Raw genomic sequence first — 17,755 nt, 5'->3', positions numbered from 1 at the left:
GATGAGCCAGACGACGACAGAGTATCATTCCGCCACGCCATCGATGGTCGCCCCGCGTTCCGCGTTCGGCCGTCGGTTGTTCGATGCGGCGAAAACGCATTTGCGCGCGGTGTCCTGGCTTCGCTCCATCAAGCGCCGCCTGGTTGAGACCGCGCGCGGCTCGGAAGACGTCATCTACCGCCAATCCGAGGTTGCCCAGAAGAGCCTGATCGCGTCATGGAAGCAGTTGCAGGCGTCAGGGGTGATCCTGCCGCTCGATCAGGTCGGCTTCAGCCGGTTTTCCGAGTTCGAGGAAGACGGTCACCTGCTGTATTTGCTGACGCTGGCGGGATCGACGTCGAAGGCCGTGGTCGAGATTTCTTCGCAGGACGGTCGCGTCTGCATGGCGACCAACCTTATCGTTCATCATCGCTGGCGTGGTTTTCTGTTCGACGGCGATCCGGTCTTCGTCAGGGAAGGCCGCCGCTTCTTTGCAGGCCATCCGGCAACGCGCAGCGCGCCGCCGGTCATGCGGGCGGAGTGGTTCACCCGCGATAACGTCAACCACGTGCTCGCCGCTGCCGGCGTGCCCGACGAGGTTGATGTGCTGTCGCTCGATATCGACGGCAACGATCTCTATCTGTGGAGCGCCATGAAGACGCGTCCGCGGATCCTGATCTGCGAATTCAACAACGCGGTGCCGAGCGATCTCGCCCTCACCATTCCCTACAGGCCTGGCTTCTCCTTCGCGGCCTTGCCCGCCGACCAGGCGATGTTCCGCTCGGCCAGTCTTGCCGCCTTCGTCGCCGTCGGCCGGCGCAAGGGCTATCGCCTCGTCGGCATGAACGCGCTCGGGTTCAACGCGATCTTCCTGCGCGACGATGTTCTTGCAACCGAAATGCCGGAGATTCCGGCGTCCACGCTGGACGCCAATCCGGCGGCGGCGGACGTGCGGCGCCGATGGTGGCCGCGGCTTTCGCAGCTGCCCTGGATCGAGGTGCCGTCAGATGGAAAGCTCTGATCTCACGCGAGAAGCGCCGCGCGCAATCGTGGCGATGTCGCGGTCGCTCGATCGGCGAATCGAAATCGTCGTTTGCATTCCCTGTTTCCGTCGCCCCGAGCATCTGCGGCAAACCCTTCGATCGCTTGTCGCTCAGCGAACCACGCGCCGCTTCGCCGTTGTGATGGTCGAGAATGACGCATCGGCTTGCGGCAGCGTGTCGGTTGCCAATGAATTTCTCCAAGCGGGTAAAATTACCGGCTTTTGCGTGGTCGAGCCGCGGCAGGGAAACTGCCAGGCCATCAACGCCGCATTCGAGACGGCGCACACGATATTTTCAAACGCTGCCTGTCTGCTGATGATCGACGACGACGAAATCGCCTCGCCGGACTGGCTGGAGGAGATGGTGCACACGGCCGAGGTGACCGGTGCCGATGTGGTCGGCGGGCCGGTGTTGCAGCGCTTTGACGACGAAGCCAAGCAGGGATTGCAGCGTCATCCTGCGTTTCGTCCCGCCTATGATGCGAGCGGGCCGGTGCCGATCATCTATGGCTGCGGCAATTGCCTGATCAGGCGATCGGTGTTCGACAAGCTCGGCAGCCCCGCGTTCGACCTGCGTTTCAATTTCCTCGGCGGCGGCGATGTCGACTTTTTCACTCGTTGCCGGCGGATCGGCTTGAAATTTCACTGGGCTGCGGAAGCGGTCATCACCGAAACGGTGCCGGACAACAGAACGCTTGCGTCGTGGATTGCGCTTCGCGGACTTCGCATCGGTGCGATCAACTATCTGGTCCAGCGAAAGGGCGCGCAAACGCCGTGGCTGCGCGTCAGGCTTGCGGCCAAGGTGCTGGCGCTGTTTCCCTTGTCGCTGTTTCGCGCTGCGCGGCTGTACGTGACTGAACGAAAAGCGCTGATCGCTCTGCACCCAATGATCGTCGCGGCAGGCGGACTGCTCGCGGCGTTCGGGATCGAACCTCAACCCTATAAAGCCTCGAAGATCACATCTTGAGTGCATTTCTCAACCAGTTGGCCGCGGCATCCGACTTTCGCACCGTTGTCGGTGAACTCCGCCGTCAACAGGTGAGCGATATCGCGCGCGGAGCGATCTTTGTTGGCGCTCTTCTGCTGGCCTGGATCTCGCTGCATCCCTTCCTCGATCTCGGCAACGCCCAGGTCCGCGATGCTGCGACTGGTAACGAGACGATCACCTATCTCGCCTTCGTCTGCCTTGCGATGCTGGCGATCGCCTTCGCAATGCGCGACAACGCGCCGGGCTTGGCGACGCTGATCTCGCCCGGATTCATTCTGTTCGGCGGCTGGATCGGCATGAGCGTGGTCCTGTCGACCGATCCCGGCACATCCATGCGCCGCGTGATCGCGACGCTGCTCGTTGCTGTCGTCACCTCGAGCTTGATGCTGTTGCCGAAGAACCAGACCGAGCTGGCGCGCTGGCTCAGCCTCGCCGCGCTCGGGCTTCTTGCGATCTGCTATCTCGGCCTTCTGGTTGTCCCGCAGCTGTCGATGCACCATGCCAGCGATCTGGCGGAGCAGCAGCTCGCCGGCGACTGGCGCGGCTCGTTCGGCCACAAGAACGTCGCAGCGGGCATGATGGGGATGCTGCTGTTCATCGGCATCTATGTCGTACGATCGGGCGCCTGGATATCAGGCACCGCGATCCTGGCGCTGTCGTCGATATTCCTCATCAATACGAACGGAAAAAGCTCGATCGCGCTCAGCGTGCTGGTGCTGGCGGTGAGTTCCTTCACGCCGTATATCCGTTCGCTGTGGTTTCGCGCCATCTTCCTGCTGACGCCGCTGCTGCTGCTCAACGTTTTCACGGTCGGCACCGTCATGAACGACACGCTGGCCGAAATCGTCAGCAAGCTTCCGGTCGACACCAGTTTCACCGGCCGCACCGACGTCTGGACCTTTGCGGTCCAGGCGCTGCAATTGCGGCTTTACACCGGATATGGCTTTGAGGCGTTCTGGGGCGGCAGTGAAATGAAGAACCTGCCCGAGGGCATGGAATGGACGGCGACCGCCGCGCACAGCCACAACGGCTATCTCGACACCGCGCTTGGCATCGGACTGCCGGGGCTCGCGCTCTTGATCGTGGTCTTGGTGATTCTGCCTTTGCGGAATTTTCATGTCGCTGATCGCGGCGGCAATGAAAGCCCGCTGACCATGCTGCTGCTGCGCCTTTGGCTGTTCGGGCTCTATCTGTCCTCGCTGGAAAGCTTCTTCCTCGACCGCGCCGATCCGCTGTGGTTTACATTCCTGATGGCGGTGTTCGGCTTGCACTATCTCGCGCGTTTTCGTCTCAGGGAGCAGGGCGCTTAGAGCTGAGCGTTGATCGCCCGCACGACATCCTGCCACCAGCCTACGAAATCGAACGGCGCCGCAGGTGGCGGCGATTTGATCGCCGCGATGATGCGGTCGGCAAAGGCACGATCCGGTGAGCCGCGCGGAACGAGGGTGATCGCGCGACGCTCGATCAAGCCCTTGAAGCGGGGATGATGATCGAACTCATCCGCATGAGCTGGACCAGTGACGATCACCGGCCGGGTGGACTGCACGCAAGTGAGAATGCTGGCGCGCCGGGCCGTCAATCCTTCCTCGAGCGGATAGCAAAAGGCATCGATCTCGCTGAACAATCCGAACACCTCGGCGTCGGACGCCACGTAGCCCGTGACGACGACGTCCTCGGTGATACCGAGCTCATTCAGCCGCGCGTAGAAGTCCTGCTCGACGTTGTCGAAAGCCTTGATGAAGGAGCCGATATAGACGATGAGCGGCTTGTGCCCGCTCTCTTTCAGGATCGCGGCGATATCGAGCAGCGTATTGGGTTGCTTGCCCGGATAGATCGATCCGAAATGGCCGACCACGAGGCGACCGCTTTTGCGCGCCGCGGCGAGCCGCTCGCGCAATGGGGTGTCGGCGATGTCAGCGGGAGCCCTGATATTTGGCGGCAGCGGTGCAAGCACGCATTTCGCCGCTGTCCAGCCGAGAAGCGGATGGCGCGCCAGTTCGCGCTGCACCTGCGGCGAAAACGTGATGATCTTGTCGGCGAGCAATAGTGCCGGCAGATAGGTGAGGCGGCGCAGCCAATGCAGGCTTGTCCATTCATGCTGAACGAGGACGGCGCGCCGGCCGCGCAGCCGGGCGGCTGCAAGCGCGAGCAACGGCCGCAGGATCACGCGCTTCCAGGCGACGATCGGAAAATTGCAGACGACGCTTTGCGTCGAACCGACCGCGCGCCAGATCTCGTCGAGCGAGCCTTCCGATCGCGTCAAGGTTAACGTGGCGCTGTGGCCGGGATCGAGCTTGTCGATGGCTTCACTTAACAGGCGCGTGAACTGCCCGACGCCGCATTGCATTTCCGCGCCAGCGCCGAGAAACAGCGCCTTATGTTCACCGTCTGCGGTCATGGCGCTCGCGAAGCGTTGGCTGCTTGATGGGGGTGAATCTGATGCCCTGGCGGTTGCGTTAAGGATGTTCGGCAAGGATCTGCGTTCTGGTTGATTCTGTTTAAGGTTCCGCAGACATCGACGTTAGCCATATATCCCGGTGGTGGTCGCCCTGTCAGCAGCCGCGATTGCCTAGCCCCCCATTTTTGCGGGATAAACAGGCCAAGATCGAGTGTCCGATTGATATTGGCTTAACGCTTAAATCTCACATGGACCATGCGACAACTGGCGGCGGCTAACGGCAAACAAGATAGCCGCTAGACCCGGCATGACGCGGTCTTGCCGTCAAAGCGACGCAAGAACCGGTTGAGGAAGTAGACGTACGATGGCGAGCTTGGAAGCCGGGCGATTGATCGGGCGCGTCTCTTCCGCTGCGTGCGGATTCCGAGTCGATTTCGTCGATGACTGGAAACGCGCCGTTGCGCGCTGGTCCGGTGCGGGTCAGGAGACAGCCTTCCAGCATCCGCTCTGGTTTGAAGCCTGGTATAGCGCCTTCTCTTCTGAGGCCTCACCGCTGGTTGCCATTGTCACCGACAGCGTGACAGAGCGCCCGGTTGCACTGATTCCGCTGATTGTTCGCGCCCATCACGGCGTGCGGATCGTCGAATTCGCCGATCTGAACGTCACCGACTACAACGCACCGATCCTGAGGGTCGGCGCGGCGCTCGATGTGGCGGAGGCGCGGTCGATGTGCCAGGCGCTGGTGGCTGCGTTGCGCAAACTGCCGGGCAAAGTCGATTTGATCCGCTTGCGCAAAATGCCGGGAGGACAGTTCAACCCGCTCGCGGTGCTCGGCCGCTCCGGCTCCTCTTCACTGAATGGAAACATCATCGCCGTCGGCGACGACTTCGAGGCCTACCGCAATTCGATCAAGCGCATGCAGTTGCCGCGAAGCTGGCGCGTCTTCAGCCGCCATCCCGGCGCGACCTTTCGGATGATCGACACGGTCGACGAGGCCCTGAAAATTGTCGACGTCATGGACCAGCAGCAGCAGACCCGCATGGGAAAGCTTGGTCTCGCGTTTTCGCTGAACGATTCCGTTCATGCCAAGTTCTACCGCGACCTCGTCAGGCGGGGCTTGCCGGAAGGCTACGTCGTCGTTGCGGCGCTGACCTGCGACGAGGGCGTCGTCGCGACCGTGCTGGGCATCAAGCAAGGCGGCAGCTTCGTGTTCTTGCGCATCAGCAATGGTGGCAACGGGTGGAAGAATTGTTCGCCGAGCCGGCTCATCATCGAGCGAACGATGGCCGCCTTGCACGCGCAGGGGCTGCGGCGGTTCGACCTCAGCATCGGCAACTATCCGTTCAAGCGCCGGTTCGGCGCGGTCCAGCTCCGCCTGACCGATGCCAGCATCGCGCTGACGTGGCGCGGCTCACCTTACGCCTGGCGGGATTACGCCGCGCAGTCCCTGCGGCGGCATCCGCGGCTTGCAGCCTTTGTCGGCCGGCTGTTGCGCGGGCGATATCCGGGTGAGGAAGAATAGAGGCTGTCGCTGCCTCGGCGGCCGCGATCAGCGGGTGAGGCGGCTTAGGAGCGCAAAGCGGTCAAGCAGGATCTTCTTGAGCAGGACCGGTCCGATCAATCCGCTCGCGAGCAGGATCGGGAAAAACCCCAGGAAATTGAGTCCATCCCACGGCGCGATCTTGAGCAGCACGCCTTTGGTCAAACCGATGGTCAGGGTGTTGAACAGGTAGATGGCGAAAGAGAACTTGCCGAGCCACACCAGCGCGTCGGCGCGCTCGGACCAGTCGGTCCGCATCAGGCCGTGAATGAAGGCGAGGGAGGACAATGCGCAGATCTCGCCGGTCAGCTCCGGCTCGATCCCCATCGTCGCCAGCACGAGCGAGACAGAAAAGACCACGCCGGAAACCGGCAGCGTCTTCTCGACGAACAGCATGGCTTGCGTGCGATATTTTCCGGCAGCGCAGCCGATCAGGAAATAGATGAAGAAATACGCCACCCGGTTGAGATAGGCGATCTGCGGGACCGTCAGGCAATGCAGCACCGTGGCCAGCAGCAGCGCTGGCCAAAGCTGCCCCTGCGAGAGCCTCACCAAAGCGGGCGTGACGCTGCAGTAAACGAAGAGCACGAAGATGTACCACACCGATGTCGCTGGGCTTTGTTCGGTGTGCCAGATCAGCGATTGCAGCCCGTCCCAGAAACTTGCCGGAGTATTGTCGACATGGACAAATCGTTCGGCGACGGTTTTTGCCAGCAGGATCAGCAAGCCGAGCGACAGGAACGGAACGAGCAGCCGCTCGGCCCTGCGGATCAGATAGGAGCCATAGCTCGGCCGCGGGTTAACAGCGTCGCCAACGTGATAAAACACCAGGCCGCCGAGATACATGAAGAAGGGCATGTGGAAGAGGTAGATCGCTTCCTTCAGCGCGACATACCACTCGTTATGGGCTGGCGGTTCGCGCGCCACGACGTGCCCGATCACGACCAGGATGATCGCAAGTCCCTTGGCGCGTTCGATATCCGGAAGAAAGTCGGGGCGGCTGGTCACGGCCTCGCGGGACTGCGGCGCGGCCGTGGCGCTGCTCGTTGCTCCCCAATCGGCCGTGCTGGTCATTTGCTCGCCTCGATTTCGATCGTCCGTTATAGGGACAAAGCGAATCGGGGTTCAACGCCGCGCGACCGTTTACGTTAATTGTTAGCAATCACCAGGCGGCAACGTCCCTCGCCATAGTAACGAAGATGGCGGCCGCGAGGCGCGGCCGCCGTCTTGTTCGGTAACGAATGGCCCTCGATCAGCCGTGCAGTTTCTTCGCGGTCTCCGCAACCGTCCGGCCCTGATAGCGCGCGCCTGCCAGCTCGTTTTCGGACGGCTGGCGGCTGCCGTCGCCACCGGTGATGGTGGTGGCGCCATAGGGCGCGCCGCCCGTGATCTCGTCGAGCTTCATCTGGCCGGCATAGCCGTAGTTCATGCCGACGACGACCATGCCGAAATGCAAGAGGTTGGTGATGATCGAAAACAGCGTGGTCTCCTGGCCGCCGTGCTGGGTCGCGGTCGAAGTGAAAGCGCCGCCGACCTTGCCGTGCAGCGCGCCCTTCATCCAGAGGCCGCCGGCCTGATCAAGGAAGCTCGCCATCTGCGAAGAGATGCGTCCGAAGCGCGTGCCGGTGCCGACGATGATCGCATCATAATTCGCAAGATCGTCGATCTTCGCGATCGGTGCGGCCTGATCAAGCTTGAAGTGTGAGGCCTTTGCTATTTCAAGCGGCGCCGTCTCGGGAACGCGCTTGATGTCGACGGTCGCTCCAGCTTCGCGGGCGCCTTCGGCGACGGCGTTCGCCATCGCTTCGATATGGCCGTAGGCGGAATAATAGAGGACGAGGACTTTGGTCACGATGGTCTCCTTGAGGGTGAGGGTTTCAGAATTCGGGGCGTCGCTGCCGCGCGCCTATGACCCGGCAATCCATCGCTCTGCAAAAAGTTCTTCGAAGAAGGATGGATCGCCGGGTGATCTGCGTGAGGGTGCGTTTAAGCGGCGTCGACCAGGACGAGCTCGGAATCTTCGAGCGCGGTGATGGTCAATTTCGCCTCGTCGCGGATGGCAATGCCGTCGCGCGCGTTGACGCTGACCCCGTTGACATCGAGCTTGCCGGCGGCGGGCACGAGATAGAGGTGCCGTGCCTTGCTCGGCGTATAGGACGCGGTCTCACCGGCTTTCAGCGTGGCGGCGAGCACGCGTGCGTTGGCCCGGATCGGCAGCGCATCCTTGTCGTTCGCCTGTCCGCTCGCGATCGCAACGAACTGGCCGGAACGATCGGCTTTCGGAAACGGCTTTGAGCCCCAGGTCGGCGCGCCGCCGTCCGTCGTCGGCTCGATCCAGATCTGGAAAATTTTGGTCGGCTTGGCCTCCAGATTATATTCGGAATGACGAATGCCGCTTCCGGCGCTCATCACCTGGACGTCGCCTGCTTCGGTGCGGCCCTTGTTGCCGAGGCTGTCCTGATGCGTGATCACGCCTTCCCGCACATAGGTGATGATCTCCATGTTGGCGTGGGGATGGGCGGGAAAGCCGGTATTGGGGGCGATCTCGTCGTCGTTCCAGACGCGCAGCGCGCCGTGACCCATATTATCGGGGTCGTAATGCGTGCCGAATGAGAAATGGTGTTTGGCGTTGAGCCAGCCGTGATTGGCGCCGCCAAGCCGGTTGAAGGGTCGAAGTTCGAGCATGGGATCTCCTGAAGTTCGTGTTGGCTTGATTGACGCTATGGATAAGCGCCTCTCATTCGTGCATAAATAGAAACAATCGAAACTAATGGTTTCCATTTTTTGCCTAAAGGAGGCGCGCGTGGCAAAGCTTCCGGACTTCGAGGCGCTGGCGATCTTTGCCAAGGTGGTCGAGCTGCGTTCATTCGCGGCCGCCGCGAGCGAACTGGCGCTGTCGAAAGCCACGGTGTCCAAGGCGGTCAGTCGTCTCGAAGAGCGTCTCGGCGCGCGGCTGTTCAACCGCACCTCGCGGCGGCTCGCGCTGACAGATGCCGGGCAGAAATTGTCGGCCCGAGCGCAGCGCCTCCTCGCGGATGGCGAGGCGGTGGAGAACGAGGCGCTGGCGCAATCGACCTCTCCGCGCGGGCTCGTTCGTCTTGCGGTGCCGATGACGTTCGGGGTGAAGGCGGTGGCGCCGATCCTCCCCGAATTTCTCAAGGCCTATCCCGACGTCTCGATCGACCTGCATCTAAGCGATGCGATGGTGGACCTGATCGGCGAGGGCTTTGACGCCGCGCTCCGGATCGCGCGGCTGCCGGATTCGTCGCTGATCGCGCGACGGCTGTGCGCGGTGCCGCGTCATACCGTGGCAGCGCCGTCCTATCTCAAGCGCCATGGTCGGCCGACCCATCCGATGCATCTCGCCCAGCACAAGTGTTTTGGTTACGCGTATCTTTCGACGGCCGACGTCTGGCACTACAGCAACGCCAAGGGCGAAGAGGTGAGCGTGCGCCCCGCGGGCCCGCTTCGCGTCAACAATGGCGAAGCCTTGATGCCGGCGGTCATCGCGGGTCTCGGCATTGCCGATCTGCCGGATTTCATCGCCGACGACGCGATCCGTTCAGGCAAGGCCGAAGTCATTCTGCAAGGCTGGTCGCAGCCCGAAGGCGCCGTGCATCTGGTGACCCCGCCGGGCGGCCCGCGTCCGGCGCGCGTCGAGGCGCTGGGAAACTTTCTGGCCGCGCATTTCGGCAACCAAAGCAGATCGAAGCCGCCGCGGCGGCGTGCCTGATGAATGAGGCCAACGATTTCCGTATTGACCGAGTGCCTCCAAGCAGTTCATCTCGAGATAGGATTGGTGCTACCAATCGAACAGAAAAAAATAACATTTGGGGAAACGGCCGATGAACAGGCGCCAATTGCTGAAAGCCACCGCGGCGCTGCCGCTGCTGTCCACCGCGCGGCCATCGTCCGCGATGGTGTCGGTGAACTGGCCGACGCACACGATCTCGATGATCGTGCCGTTTCCGGCAGGTGGCCAGGCCGACCTTGCGGCACGACCGGTGGCTCTGGCGCTCGAAAAGATCCTCGGCAAGTCCGTGATCGTCGACAATCGCGCGGGCGGAGCAGGCGGCGCCATCGGCAATGCGGCCGCGGCGCGCGCCGAACCGGACGGCTACACGCTGTTGATGACGCTGTCGTCGCTCGCTGTGCTGCCCGAAGCGGATCGCCTGTTCGAGCGCCCGCCCGTCTACGAAGTGTCTCAACTCGCACCGGTTGCGCGCGTGCTCGCCGATCCCACGTTGCTCGCGATTCCGGCTTCGGCGCCATGGAAGACGCTGGAAGATTTTGTCGAGGACGCGAAAAAACGTCCCGGCGAAATCCGCTATGGCTCGTCCGGCCCCTATGGCACGCTGCACGTCGCCATGGAGATGTTCGCGGCCTCCGCCGGCATCAAGCTCCAGCACATTCCGTTTCGGGGCGCGGCTCCGGCGCTGAATGCCATCCTGACCGGAACGGTGGATGCGGTCGCATCGGCGCCGGGAACGTTGAAGCAACTGGTCGATGACGGCAAGATGCGCGTGCTCGCCAACTGGGGCGCGGAACGCATCGCAAGTTTTCCCGATCTGCCGACCTTCAAGGAGCGCGGCTACAACGACGTCGAGTTCTACATCTGGGCCGGGCTGTTCGCGCAAAAGGCGCTGCCGGAGGCGATCATGACGCGGCTGCGTGAGGCGATGGGCGAAGCCGTCATGAGTCCCGTCGTGATCAAGACGTTCGAGACCGCCGGCAGTCCGGTTGCTTATATGGACGCGCCGGAATTTGCGAAGTTCGTCGAGACCGACAGCGCGCGGCTTGTGGCGGCGGTGAAGCGCATCGGCAAGGTGGAATAGACGACCGCTCCGCAGGCGCGATCGTTCTTCACTCGCTCACGTTTTGTTGTTCGATAAGAACCAGTCCCGGCCTCATTGATTTGTTTCACTCGTGAACCGGTTTTCCGGATCGAAGATTTATGTCCTGAACAGGAAGGGGCGGCCATGCGAAAGCAGCAAATTCTCCAGATTTTTGCCGTCGGCTTGGCGACCGCGACCATGAGCGGAACTGCCGTCGCGCAGCAACATCGCGGAACCATGGAGCAGCAGATGGCCTGCACGCCGGACGTCTTCCGCCTATGCGGCGCCGCCATACCCGACGAGAACCGGATCGTGGCCTGCTTGCAGGCAAACACACCGGTGCTCAGCGCGCCGTGCCGAGCCGTGTTTGAATCAAGCGACAGCGCGAATGTTCCGCCGCCGCAAAACCTGCCGCCGCCGCGGCGCGGCTATCAGTACCAGTATCAATAAGTTTTTACGCTGGCTTGTCTGATCGTCCGGACCGTTCCGGACGATCCGTCATCAGCACACGTCGACCCATTCGGCGCCGACGAGTGCCGCCATGCGCAGCGGCGCGATCCGAACCGCGCTGTGAGTCGAGCCCGCCGCCGGCACCACTTCGTCGAACGCCTTGAGCGAAATGTCGCAGTAGACCGGCAGCGGCGTTTTCAGTCCGAACGGACAGACCCCGCCCACCTCATGGCCGGTGATATCAGCGACCTCATCGAGACCGAGCATCTTGGGCTTGCCGCCGAAGCGCGCCTTCACTTTCTTGTTGTCCATCCGCGACGTGCCGCTGGCGACGATGAGGATCACCTGATCGCCGATCCTTAAAGACAGCGTCTTGGCGATGCGCGCCGGCTCGACGCCATAGGCTTCGGCGGCCAGCGCCACCGTCGCCGAACTCATCGGCGATTCAATGACCGTGATTTCAGGGGCCTTCTCGGCGAAGAAAGCGCGGACGGATTCAACGCTCATGGACTGGTGTCTCGATTCCAAAGTTCGTATCATTTTTCGGAGCCACGTTTCGAACTTTGGAATCGAAAGGACACCAGCAAAATCGATTAACCTAGTGTGGCTTTGGTTCGGAAGTCCGCATGACGAACCCGCGGCAGCAATGATGCGGACTTCTGAACCGCCACACTAGGCAATAAGATTGGGCAATTCGGACAATGCGTGGATGCGGTGATCGGGCGTGATGCCAAGCTCGTCCATCTGGGTTCGAAGCGCCTTGAACATGGTGAGGGGAGGGACGACGTCGCTTTTGACGCAGGCGAGCGCCATCGCCTCCGGTGTTACCCGCTCGATCCAGGCGACGTTTAATCCAAAGGCCTTGGCGCCACAAGCGTCCCACGGATTGGAAGAGACGAACAGAACCTCATCGGGCGTCACGCTCAATCTTGCTTCGATCAGCGTGTAGGCGTCCGGCGCCGGCTTGAAGATTTTCTTCGAGTCGACGCTGATCACCGCTTCAAGCACGCGATCAAGGCCAGAGTTCTTCGCAAGCGCATTGAGCATGTCGCTCGATCCGTTGGAGAGAATGGCGAGCTTCTTGTCCTTGAGTGCTGCAAGCGCCGCGCGTGCATCGGGATAAAGGTCGAGGTGAAGATACTTGTCCATGATGCGCTCGAAGACGGTCGCATCGTGTTGCAGCCCGAGCACGCGGATTGTGTAGGCGAGCGATTCCCTGGTGATGACGGAGAAATCCTCATAGCGCCGCATCAAGGAACGTAGCCAGCTATATTCGAGCTGCTTGACGCGCCAGATTTGCGTGATGATGTCGCCATAGCCGGGAAACGCATCTTCGGTGACGGCGGCCACCGACTGAATGTCGTACAGCGTGCCATAGGCGTCGAAGACGGCGGCCTTGATCGTCATGGGGGCTCTCCCTTGTTCTTATTGGCTCGAGCCTCGATGCCGCGCCGCCGCTAGATGTTCAAGAGTTTTCGCGCATTGGCCTTTAAGACCTTCGGCCTGATCTCGTCGCGGATGTCGAGCTTGGCAAAATCGGCAAGCCAGCGGTCAGGCGTGATCACCGGCCAGTCGGAGCCGAACAACATCTTGTCCTGCAAGATCGAATTGATGTAGCGCACGAGAATCGGCGGGAAGTATTTCGGCGACCAGCCGGAGAGATCGATATAGACGTTCGGCTTGTGGGTTGCCACCGACAGCGCCTCTTCCTGCCAGGGAAAGGACGGATGCGCGAGGATGATCTTCAGGTCGGGAAAATCCGCCGCCACGTCGTCCATGTACATCGGGTTGGAATATTTCAGCCGCATGCCCATGCCGCCGGGCATGCCGCTTCCCACACCCGTTTGCCCGGTGTGAAACAGCGCAATCGCGCCGCCGTCGCAGATCGCCTCATAGAGCGGGTAGGCCAGGCGGTCGTTCGGATAAAAGCCCTGCATGGTCGGATGGAATTTGAAGCCCCTGACGCCGAAGTCCGCAATCAGGCGCTTTGCTTCACGCACGCCAAGCTTGCCCTTGTGCGGATCGATGCTCGCAAACGGGATCAGCACATCGAGATTGTCAGATGCGACTTCCAACATCTCGTCATTGTTGTAGCGGCGAAAGCCGGTTTCCCGCTCGGCATCGACCGGGAAGATCACCGCCGCGATTTTCTTGGCGCGATAATAGGCGGCGGTTTCCGCTACCGTAGGCGGATGCTTGTTCGGCGACTTGAAATACTCCGCCATCTGCGCCTGGAAATCGTCGTAGCCGTCGTCGCCGTGCAGACCGCACGGCTCCTCGGCGTGGGTGTGAATATCGATCGCCACGACGTCTTCAATGTTGGGCAGTTTCAGTTTTGCCATCTTCTTTTCCGGTCAGAGGGGCCCTTTGGGCCGGTTCGCAGAATTGATTATATTATATAACAATCTGGCAGGGGAGCCGATGACTGTCAAAAACGGCCTCTTGGCGGGTTCCGCGGGCTCTTTTTTCGGCCAAAATCGCTTTGGATTGACATTTGGGCGCACTTTGCCTAGAAACCGCGCGTCCCGGGCGGCGTAGCCGCTGGCGGGATAAAGCCAATTTTCCAATTTTGGGGCCGCCTGAGTGGTTTCGGGTTGCCCGGATGATCGCGCCGAAGACGGCCTTTCAAAACATCAGGAATGTCCCATGAAGGTCCGTAACTCGCTGAAATCGCTGCGCGGTCGTCATCGCAACAACCGCCTGGTCCGCCGCAAGGGCCGCGTCTACGTCATCAACAAGGTCCAGCGCCGCTTCAAGGCGCGCCAGGGTTGATCCTCTGACCGGCGAAGGGGCTTCGCCGGTTCCGCGCGGTTCCCTCTTTATCACAGGCCTTTGACGCTGATCCGCTTTGCAAGCGGCTTTTGCTGCGTCTAGACTTTTGTGATGGCTCCCAGATTCCACGCCGCGCGTCATCGCCGGCTCGCAATCCTCCTCGCCGCGATCATCAGCGCGGCGCCAGCCGCCTCGTTCGCTCAGGATCCAAGGCCCAAGAGGTTGCCGGACGCGCCGGCGAAATTGCCGAAGGTTCAGGGCGACAAGACGAAGGGTCTGGATTTCCTGTTCGGCGCGTTAAGGGCGGCTCCCGACGAGGCGAGCGCCAAACATGTCGAGGCGCGGATCTGGGCGATCTGGCTGCAGACGCCAAGTGACACCGTCGCGCTTCTGATGACGCGCGCGAAGACAGCGATGGATGCCCAGAATTCCGACGTCGCGCTAAAACTTCTCGATTCCGTCGTCAAGCTGCGCCCTGACTATGTCGAAGGCTGGAACCGCCGCGCGACGCTCTATTACTTGCGGAACGACTACGCCCACTCGCTTGCCGACATTGAGCAAGTGCTGGCGCGCGAGCCGCGCCATTTCGGCGCGCTGGCAGGGCTCGGCATGATCATGCAGGACCTCGGCGACGACAAGCGCGCACTGGATGCCTTCCGCAAGGCGCTCGCGGTCAACCCGCACCTTGATAAGGTTCCGGAACTCGTCAAGGTCCTGAGCGAGAAGGTCGAGGGCCGGGATATTTAGCGGGCAGGTCCGGGCTAGTGCGGCGAATTTGAAGTTCCTATCAGTGCTGCTGCGCGTTCGTCACAGGAACTTCAAATTCAAAGCCGCACTAGAAATCAACGAGTTGCTAGAGCTCCTTTGATTCCGAAGTTCGCATCGGAGGTCGCCGCGATATCGCGCGAACTTCGGAATCGGAGCTCTAGTGAAGGACGCCGCGCTTCACGCCTGCCGGTCCGCAATGCGCGACCGCGGCATGGAGTTCGGCGAGCTCCGCCTCAAGCTGCTCATTCACCAACAAAAGTGCCTTGAGTGCTCCGCGCATATCGCCGTTGCACCGGGCCACGATTTCATCAATCGCGGTCTCATGAAATCCGGAACTCATCGAAAGCCTCCAATATTCCCCGCATGACAACGTTTTGGCATCCACCGCGTTGCTGTGGATTGTGTGGAAAGGCCGGACCCGCGACATTCCCCAATGACGCGCGTTCGAGGGAAGCGAAAACAAACGAAAAGTGCCGCGTTTGCTTATAGGAAGGCGGCAGTGACGACTGTATGAAGTGGCAAGACCTCCCTGTGGGTTACGGTGGATAACTCACCTCACTTCCCGTCGCCGAAACCTCTTCTGCGGTCACTTCGTAACTCCCATGTGCCTATACCAAATCGGATTTTCCGCATGCTGCCCGTGCTTATCGCCGCCGCGCTCGTGATCCTGGCGCTGGCGACGCAGGCCGGCGTTCGGATCGTCCAGCATCGTTTTCCTGCGCAGGGAAAAGCGATCGAGGTCACGGGCGCCGTTCTCAACGTGCTCGATATCGGCCCCAAGGATGCCGGCGGTCCGCCGATCGTTCTCATCCATGGCGCAAGCTCCAACCTGGAGGCCATGCGGCACCCGCTCGGCGACCGGCTTGCCGCCCGCCACCGCGTGATCCTGATCGACCGGCCCGGCCATGGCTGGAGCTCGGCTTCATCAGAAGAAACGTCCACGCCGGCCGCACAGGGCCGGATGATCGAGGAAGCATTGGACAGGCTCGGCGTTGGGCCCGTCATCCTGGTCGTGCACTCGTGGGCCGGAGCGCTCGGCGCGCGGATGGCGATCGACTATCCGCAGCGGATCGCAGGCCTCGTGATGCTGGCGCCGGTCGCTTTTCCGTGGTCCGGCGGGGTTGGCTGGTACAACGAACTGGTGACGAAGCCCATCATCGGCCCGCTGCTTGCCTACACCATCACCCTTCCGCTCGGCTATTTCCTCACCGGGCGCGGCGCGCGCGGGGTCTTCGCGCCGCAGGCGATGCCGGACGATTTCGTTGGCAATAGCGCGACGCCGCTGCTGTTGCGCCCGCGCGAATTCCTGGCCAATGCCCGCGATCTGGTGCGGCTGAAGCAAGCGGTGATCGAGCAGGCGCCGCGCTATCGGGAAATTTCAGTGCCGACGGTCGTGATCGCGGGCGATGTCGACAAGACGGTCTCGACCAATATTCATTCCCGTCCTTTTGCAGCGGCCGTTCCGAGTGCCAGGCTGATCGTGCTGCCGGGCGTCGGGCACATGGTGCAAAACGCCGCGACTGACCTCGTGATCGATGAAATCGAAGCCCTTGTTGTCGGAGCGCCTCATAAGGCCATGGCCGTCAAGTGACAGGTGAGCCGAAGGCCGCGCCATTCAAAAGAAAAAATGGCCGGGACGAGCCCCGGCCATTTCCGAAGAAAACTTGAGGCTTGATGCGAGCGCTTACTTCTTCTTGATATTGCCGTCCTTGTCGAACTGCGACACGTAAGCCCAGAGATCGTTGATCTCTTTCTCGTTCTTGATACCGGCAAAGAACATCTTGGTACCGGGCACCTTGGCCTTCGGGTCCTTGATGTATTCCTTGAAGTTGGCCTCGTTCCAGGTGATGCCCGATTTCTTGTTGGCTTCGGAATAGTTGTAGTCCGGCGCACTACCCGCCGGGCGGCCGTCGAGGCCGTTGAGCTCCGGTCCAACCTTGTTCTTGGCGTCCGGCCCGATCGAGTGGCAGGCCATGCACTTGTTGAAGGAGGCCTTGCCGGCCTCGGCGTCTTGCGCCAGCGCCGGCGCGGCAATGGCCGACGAGGCAAGGATGATCAGCGCGCTCAAGGTCGATTTTTTCATTGTCTGCTCTTCTCGGTTCGAGACGGGGAGGGTTCCAGTGCCGCTTTTGGCACAGGGTGCGAGGGGTGGACAAGTCTGGTCGCCTCAGCAATTGGGCGTCCATTGTTGCCCCGTAACAACACCGCGAGGCGAAGACGGGTCCTGTTCAAGGTAGGGCTACCGTGGGGGACCCGAGTTTCGGCACAACCCGTGAAGAAACTGCCAGCCGCGGAAGTGCCGGGGATGACCTGGGGGCAAGTGGCTGATGGGGTTTGGCAGGCAGCCGCATGATCCCTCTCCACACACGCTACGCGCGCGGGGGAGGGATGAAGGATGTGGATGCGCTACCGCCATGTCTCACCCCGACAATCGGGGCGTTGTCGCAAAGACGGCGCATCGGTCGCGGAGAGCGGTCCCATTTTGGACTCAGATTTGCCAGCGACTCAATCGAGCCTGTCACAAGACAGCGCGGGCGTTTCGTCGAAAATAAGGGATCGCCCATGGGCACGCCGCTTGACGAATTGTTCGATCGCTTGGCGCGGCTTCTTGAAGAGCCAGTGACCGCTTTCCATGACAGGCTCCGGCGTCACGGGAGGGATGACGACATTCTAGCGCTGCTGGAAGCAAATGCCCGGCTTCGCGCGCTCGCGATTCAACTGTCAAACCTCGTCGGCGACCTGCCGCCTTTTCAGAAGTAAGGCATCCCCTCGTGCAAGGTGAAGGCCGGGCGCATTCAGCAATGAACCGGGAGTTGTCATGTCGGCTATCGGCGGACGCGGACATCGGGCGGGCTTGCCGCGATGACGGCTTGTGACCGATTGTGTTGAAAAAGTCTTCTGTTGCGCGGGGAGTTGTTCGCTGATTCAGTCCTCATGAGGGGGCTGAATCATGATGGGGCATCAGCAGGTTGAGCAAGCTGCT

20 protein-coding genes are annotated in these 17,755 nt (G+C 61.5%); 11 read left to right on the top strand and 9 right to left on the bottom strand.

Annotation, left to right across the window (positions count from 1 at the left end):
- Nucleotide 1: 1 nt before the first annotated feature.
- From VFB05_RS17520 to VFB05_RS17510, 3 genes are read left to right on the top strand one after another with little or no spacing between them, the layout of a single operon-like run.
- Nucleotides 2–1,000 carry a hypothetical protein gene (locus VFB05_RS17520; RefSeq protein ID WP_325014284.1) on the top strand — a complete coding sequence of 333 codons (999 nt, stop codon included), beginning with the start codon at nucleotides 2–4 and terminating at the stop codon, nucleotides 998–1,000.
- Nucleotides 987–1,988 (top strand): glycosyltransferase family 2 protein, encoded by a 1,002-nt coding sequence (locus VFB05_RS17515; RefSeq protein ID WP_325014282.1) that lies wholly within the window; start codon nucleotides 987–989, stop codon nucleotides 1,986–1,988. The genes VFB05_RS17520 and VFB05_RS17515 overlap by 14 nt, the downstream gene beginning before the upstream one ends.
- Nucleotides 1,985–3,319, top strand: a complete 1,335-nt coding sequence (locus tag VFB05_RS17510; protein WP_325014280.1) for an O-antigen ligase — start codon at nucleotides 1,985–1,987, stop codon at nucleotides 3,317–3,319. Before VFB05_RS17515 ends, VFB05_RS17510 begins: the two co-directional genes overlap by 4 nt.
- Here VFB05_RS17510 and VFB05_RS17505 read toward each other — a convergent pair.
- Nucleotides 3,316–4,407: a glycosyltransferase gene (locus VFB05_RS17505; protein WP_325014279.1), complete on the bottom strand. Its 1,092-nt coding sequence runs from the start codon at nucleotides 4,405–4,407 to the stop codon at nucleotides 3,316–3,318. The two genes, VFB05_RS17510 and VFB05_RS17505, sit on opposite strands and share 4 nt — an antisense overlap.
- A 364-nt stretch (nucleotides 4,408–4,771) precedes the next feature.
- Between VFB05_RS17505 and VFB05_RS17500 the strand changes: the two genes are divergently transcribed.
- Nucleotides 4,772–5,929 (top strand): GNAT family N-acetyltransferase, encoded by a 1,158-nt coding sequence (locus VFB05_RS17500; RefSeq protein WP_325014276.1) that lies wholly within the window; start codon nucleotides 4,772–4,774, stop codon nucleotides 5,927–5,929.
- Between the two features lie 27 nt (nucleotides 5,930–5,956).
- Here VFB05_RS17500 and VFB05_RS17495 read toward each other — a convergent pair whose 3' ends face one another.
- From VFB05_RS17495 to VFB05_RS17485, 3 genes are all read right to left on the bottom strand, one after another.
- Complete coding sequence (locus VFB05_RS17495) at nucleotides 5,957–7,021, bottom strand: acyltransferase (protein ID WP_325014274.1); 1,065 nt, start codon at nucleotides 7,019–7,021, stop codon at nucleotides 5,957–5,959.
- 178 nt (nucleotides 7,022–7,199) lie between these two features.
- Nucleotides 7,200–7,799, bottom strand: a complete 600-nt coding sequence (gene wrbA / locus VFB05_RS17490; RefSeq protein WP_325014272.1) for an NAD(P)H:quinone oxidoreductase — start codon at nucleotides 7,797–7,799, stop codon at nucleotides 7,200–7,202.
- A 134-nt stretch (nucleotides 7,800–7,933) separates the two neighbouring features.
- On the bottom strand, nucleotides 7,934–8,632 hold the full coding sequence (locus tag VFB05_RS17485; protein WP_325014270.1) for a pirin family protein: 699 nt from the start codon (nucleotides 8,630–8,632) through the stop codon (nucleotides 7,934–7,936).
- A 118-nt stretch (nucleotides 8,633–8,750) separates the two neighbouring features.
- Between VFB05_RS17485 and VFB05_RS17480 the strand changes: the two genes are divergently transcribed.
- From VFB05_RS17480 to VFB05_RS17470, 3 genes are all read left to right on the top strand, one after another.
- Entirely contained in the window at nucleotides 8,751–9,680 is a 930-nt protein-coding gene (locus VFB05_RS17480; RefSeq protein WP_325014268.1) for a LysR family transcriptional regulator, read from the top strand.
- A gap of 112 nt (nucleotides 9,681–9,792) precedes the next feature.
- Nucleotides 9,793–10,782: a tripartite tricarboxylate transporter substrate binding protein gene (locus VFB05_RS17475; protein WP_325014266.1), complete on the top strand. Its 990-nt coding sequence runs from the start codon at nucleotides 9,793–9,795 to the stop codon at nucleotides 10,780–10,782.
- Between the two features lie 144 nt (nucleotides 10,783–10,926).
- Complete coding sequence (locus VFB05_RS17470) at nucleotides 10,927–11,232, top strand: hypothetical protein (RefSeq protein WP_325014264.1); 306 nt, start codon at nucleotides 10,927–10,929, stop codon at nucleotides 11,230–11,232.
- A gap of 51 nt (nucleotides 11,233–11,283) precedes the next feature.
- On the opposite strand, the gene VFB05_RS17465 is transcribed toward VFB05_RS17470, so the two are convergent.
- The 3 genes from VFB05_RS17465 to VFB05_RS17455 all read right to left on the bottom strand — a co-directional run bounded on the left by VFB05_RS17465 (nucleotide 11,284) and on the right by VFB05_RS17455 (nucleotide 13,574).
- Complete coding sequence (locus VFB05_RS17465; protein WP_325014262.1) at nucleotides 11,284–11,739, bottom strand: YbaK/EbsC family protein; 456 nt, start codon at nucleotides 11,737–11,739, stop codon at nucleotides 11,284–11,286.
- 165 nt (nucleotides 11,740–11,904) lie between these two features.
- The gene (locus VFB05_RS17460; protein WP_325014260.1) at nucleotides 11,905–12,639 is read right to left on the bottom strand and encodes a haloacid dehalogenase type II; all 735 of its coding nucleotides are present in this window, start codon (nucleotides 12,637–12,639) and stop codon (nucleotides 11,905–11,907) included.
- 50 nt (nucleotides 12,640–12,689) lie between these two features.
- Nucleotides 12,690–13,574, bottom strand: a complete 885-nt coding sequence (locus VFB05_RS17455; protein WP_325014259.1) for an amidohydrolase family protein — start codon at nucleotides 13,572–13,574, stop codon at nucleotides 12,690–12,692.
- A gap of 304 nt (nucleotides 13,575–13,878) precedes the next feature.
- Here VFB05_RS17455 and ykgO point away from each other — a divergent pair, with 304 nt between their 5' ends.
- Both ykgO and VFB05_RS17445 read left to right on the top strand, forming a co-directional pair.
- Nucleotides 13,879–14,004, top strand: a complete 126-nt coding sequence (gene ykgO / locus VFB05_RS17450) for a type B 50S ribosomal protein L36 (protein ID WP_002718645.1) — start codon at nucleotides 13,879–13,881, stop codon at nucleotides 14,002–14,004.
- Nucleotides 14,005–14,115: 111 nt separating this feature from the next.
- Entirely contained in the window at nucleotides 14,116–14,751 is a 636-nt protein-coding gene (locus tag VFB05_RS17445; protein ID WP_325014226.1) for a tetratricopeptide repeat protein, read from the top strand.
- A gap of 178 nt (nucleotides 14,752–14,929) precedes the next feature.
- On the opposite strand, the gene VFB05_RS17440 is transcribed toward VFB05_RS17445, so the two are convergent.
- Nucleotides 14,930–15,112 (bottom strand): hypothetical protein, encoded by a 183-nt coding sequence (locus VFB05_RS17440; protein ID WP_325014224.1) that lies wholly within the window; start codon nucleotides 15,110–15,112, stop codon nucleotides 14,930–14,932.
- A gap of 291 nt (nucleotides 15,113–15,403) precedes the next feature.
- Between VFB05_RS17440 and VFB05_RS17435 the strand changes: the two genes are divergently transcribed.
- Nucleotides 15,404–16,363, top strand: a complete 960-nt coding sequence (locus VFB05_RS17435; protein ID WP_325014222.1) for an alpha/beta hydrolase — start codon at nucleotides 15,404–15,406, stop codon at nucleotides 16,361–16,363.
- A gap of 93 nt (nucleotides 16,364–16,456) precedes the next feature.
- On the opposite strand, the gene cycA is transcribed toward VFB05_RS17435, so the two are convergent.
- Nucleotides 16,457–16,855 carry a cytochrome c-550 CycA gene (cycA, locus tag VFB05_RS17430; protein ID WP_325014220.1) on the bottom strand — a complete coding sequence of 133 codons (399 nt, stop codon included), beginning with the start codon at nucleotides 16,853–16,855 and terminating at the stop codon, nucleotides 16,457–16,459.
- A 479-nt stretch (nucleotides 16,856–17,334) separates the two neighbouring features.
- Here cycA and VFB05_RS17425 point away from each other — a divergent pair, with 479 nt between their 5' ends.
- Nucleotides 17,335–17,532, top strand: coding sequence for a hypothetical protein (locus tag VFB05_RS17425; protein WP_325014217.1), 198 nt, complete (start codon nucleotides 17,335–17,337; stop codon nucleotides 17,530–17,532).
- Nucleotides 17,533–17,755 lie beyond the last annotated feature (223 nt).

It is taken from the genome of Bradyrhizobium sp., from assembly GCF_035652035.1.
Lineage (GTDB): Bacteria > Pseudomonadota > Alphaproteobacteria > Rhizobiales > Xanthobacteraceae > Bradyrhizobium.
Note: the sequence above shows the minus strand (reverse complement) of the source record. Positions and strands in the feature narration are given on the sequence as shown.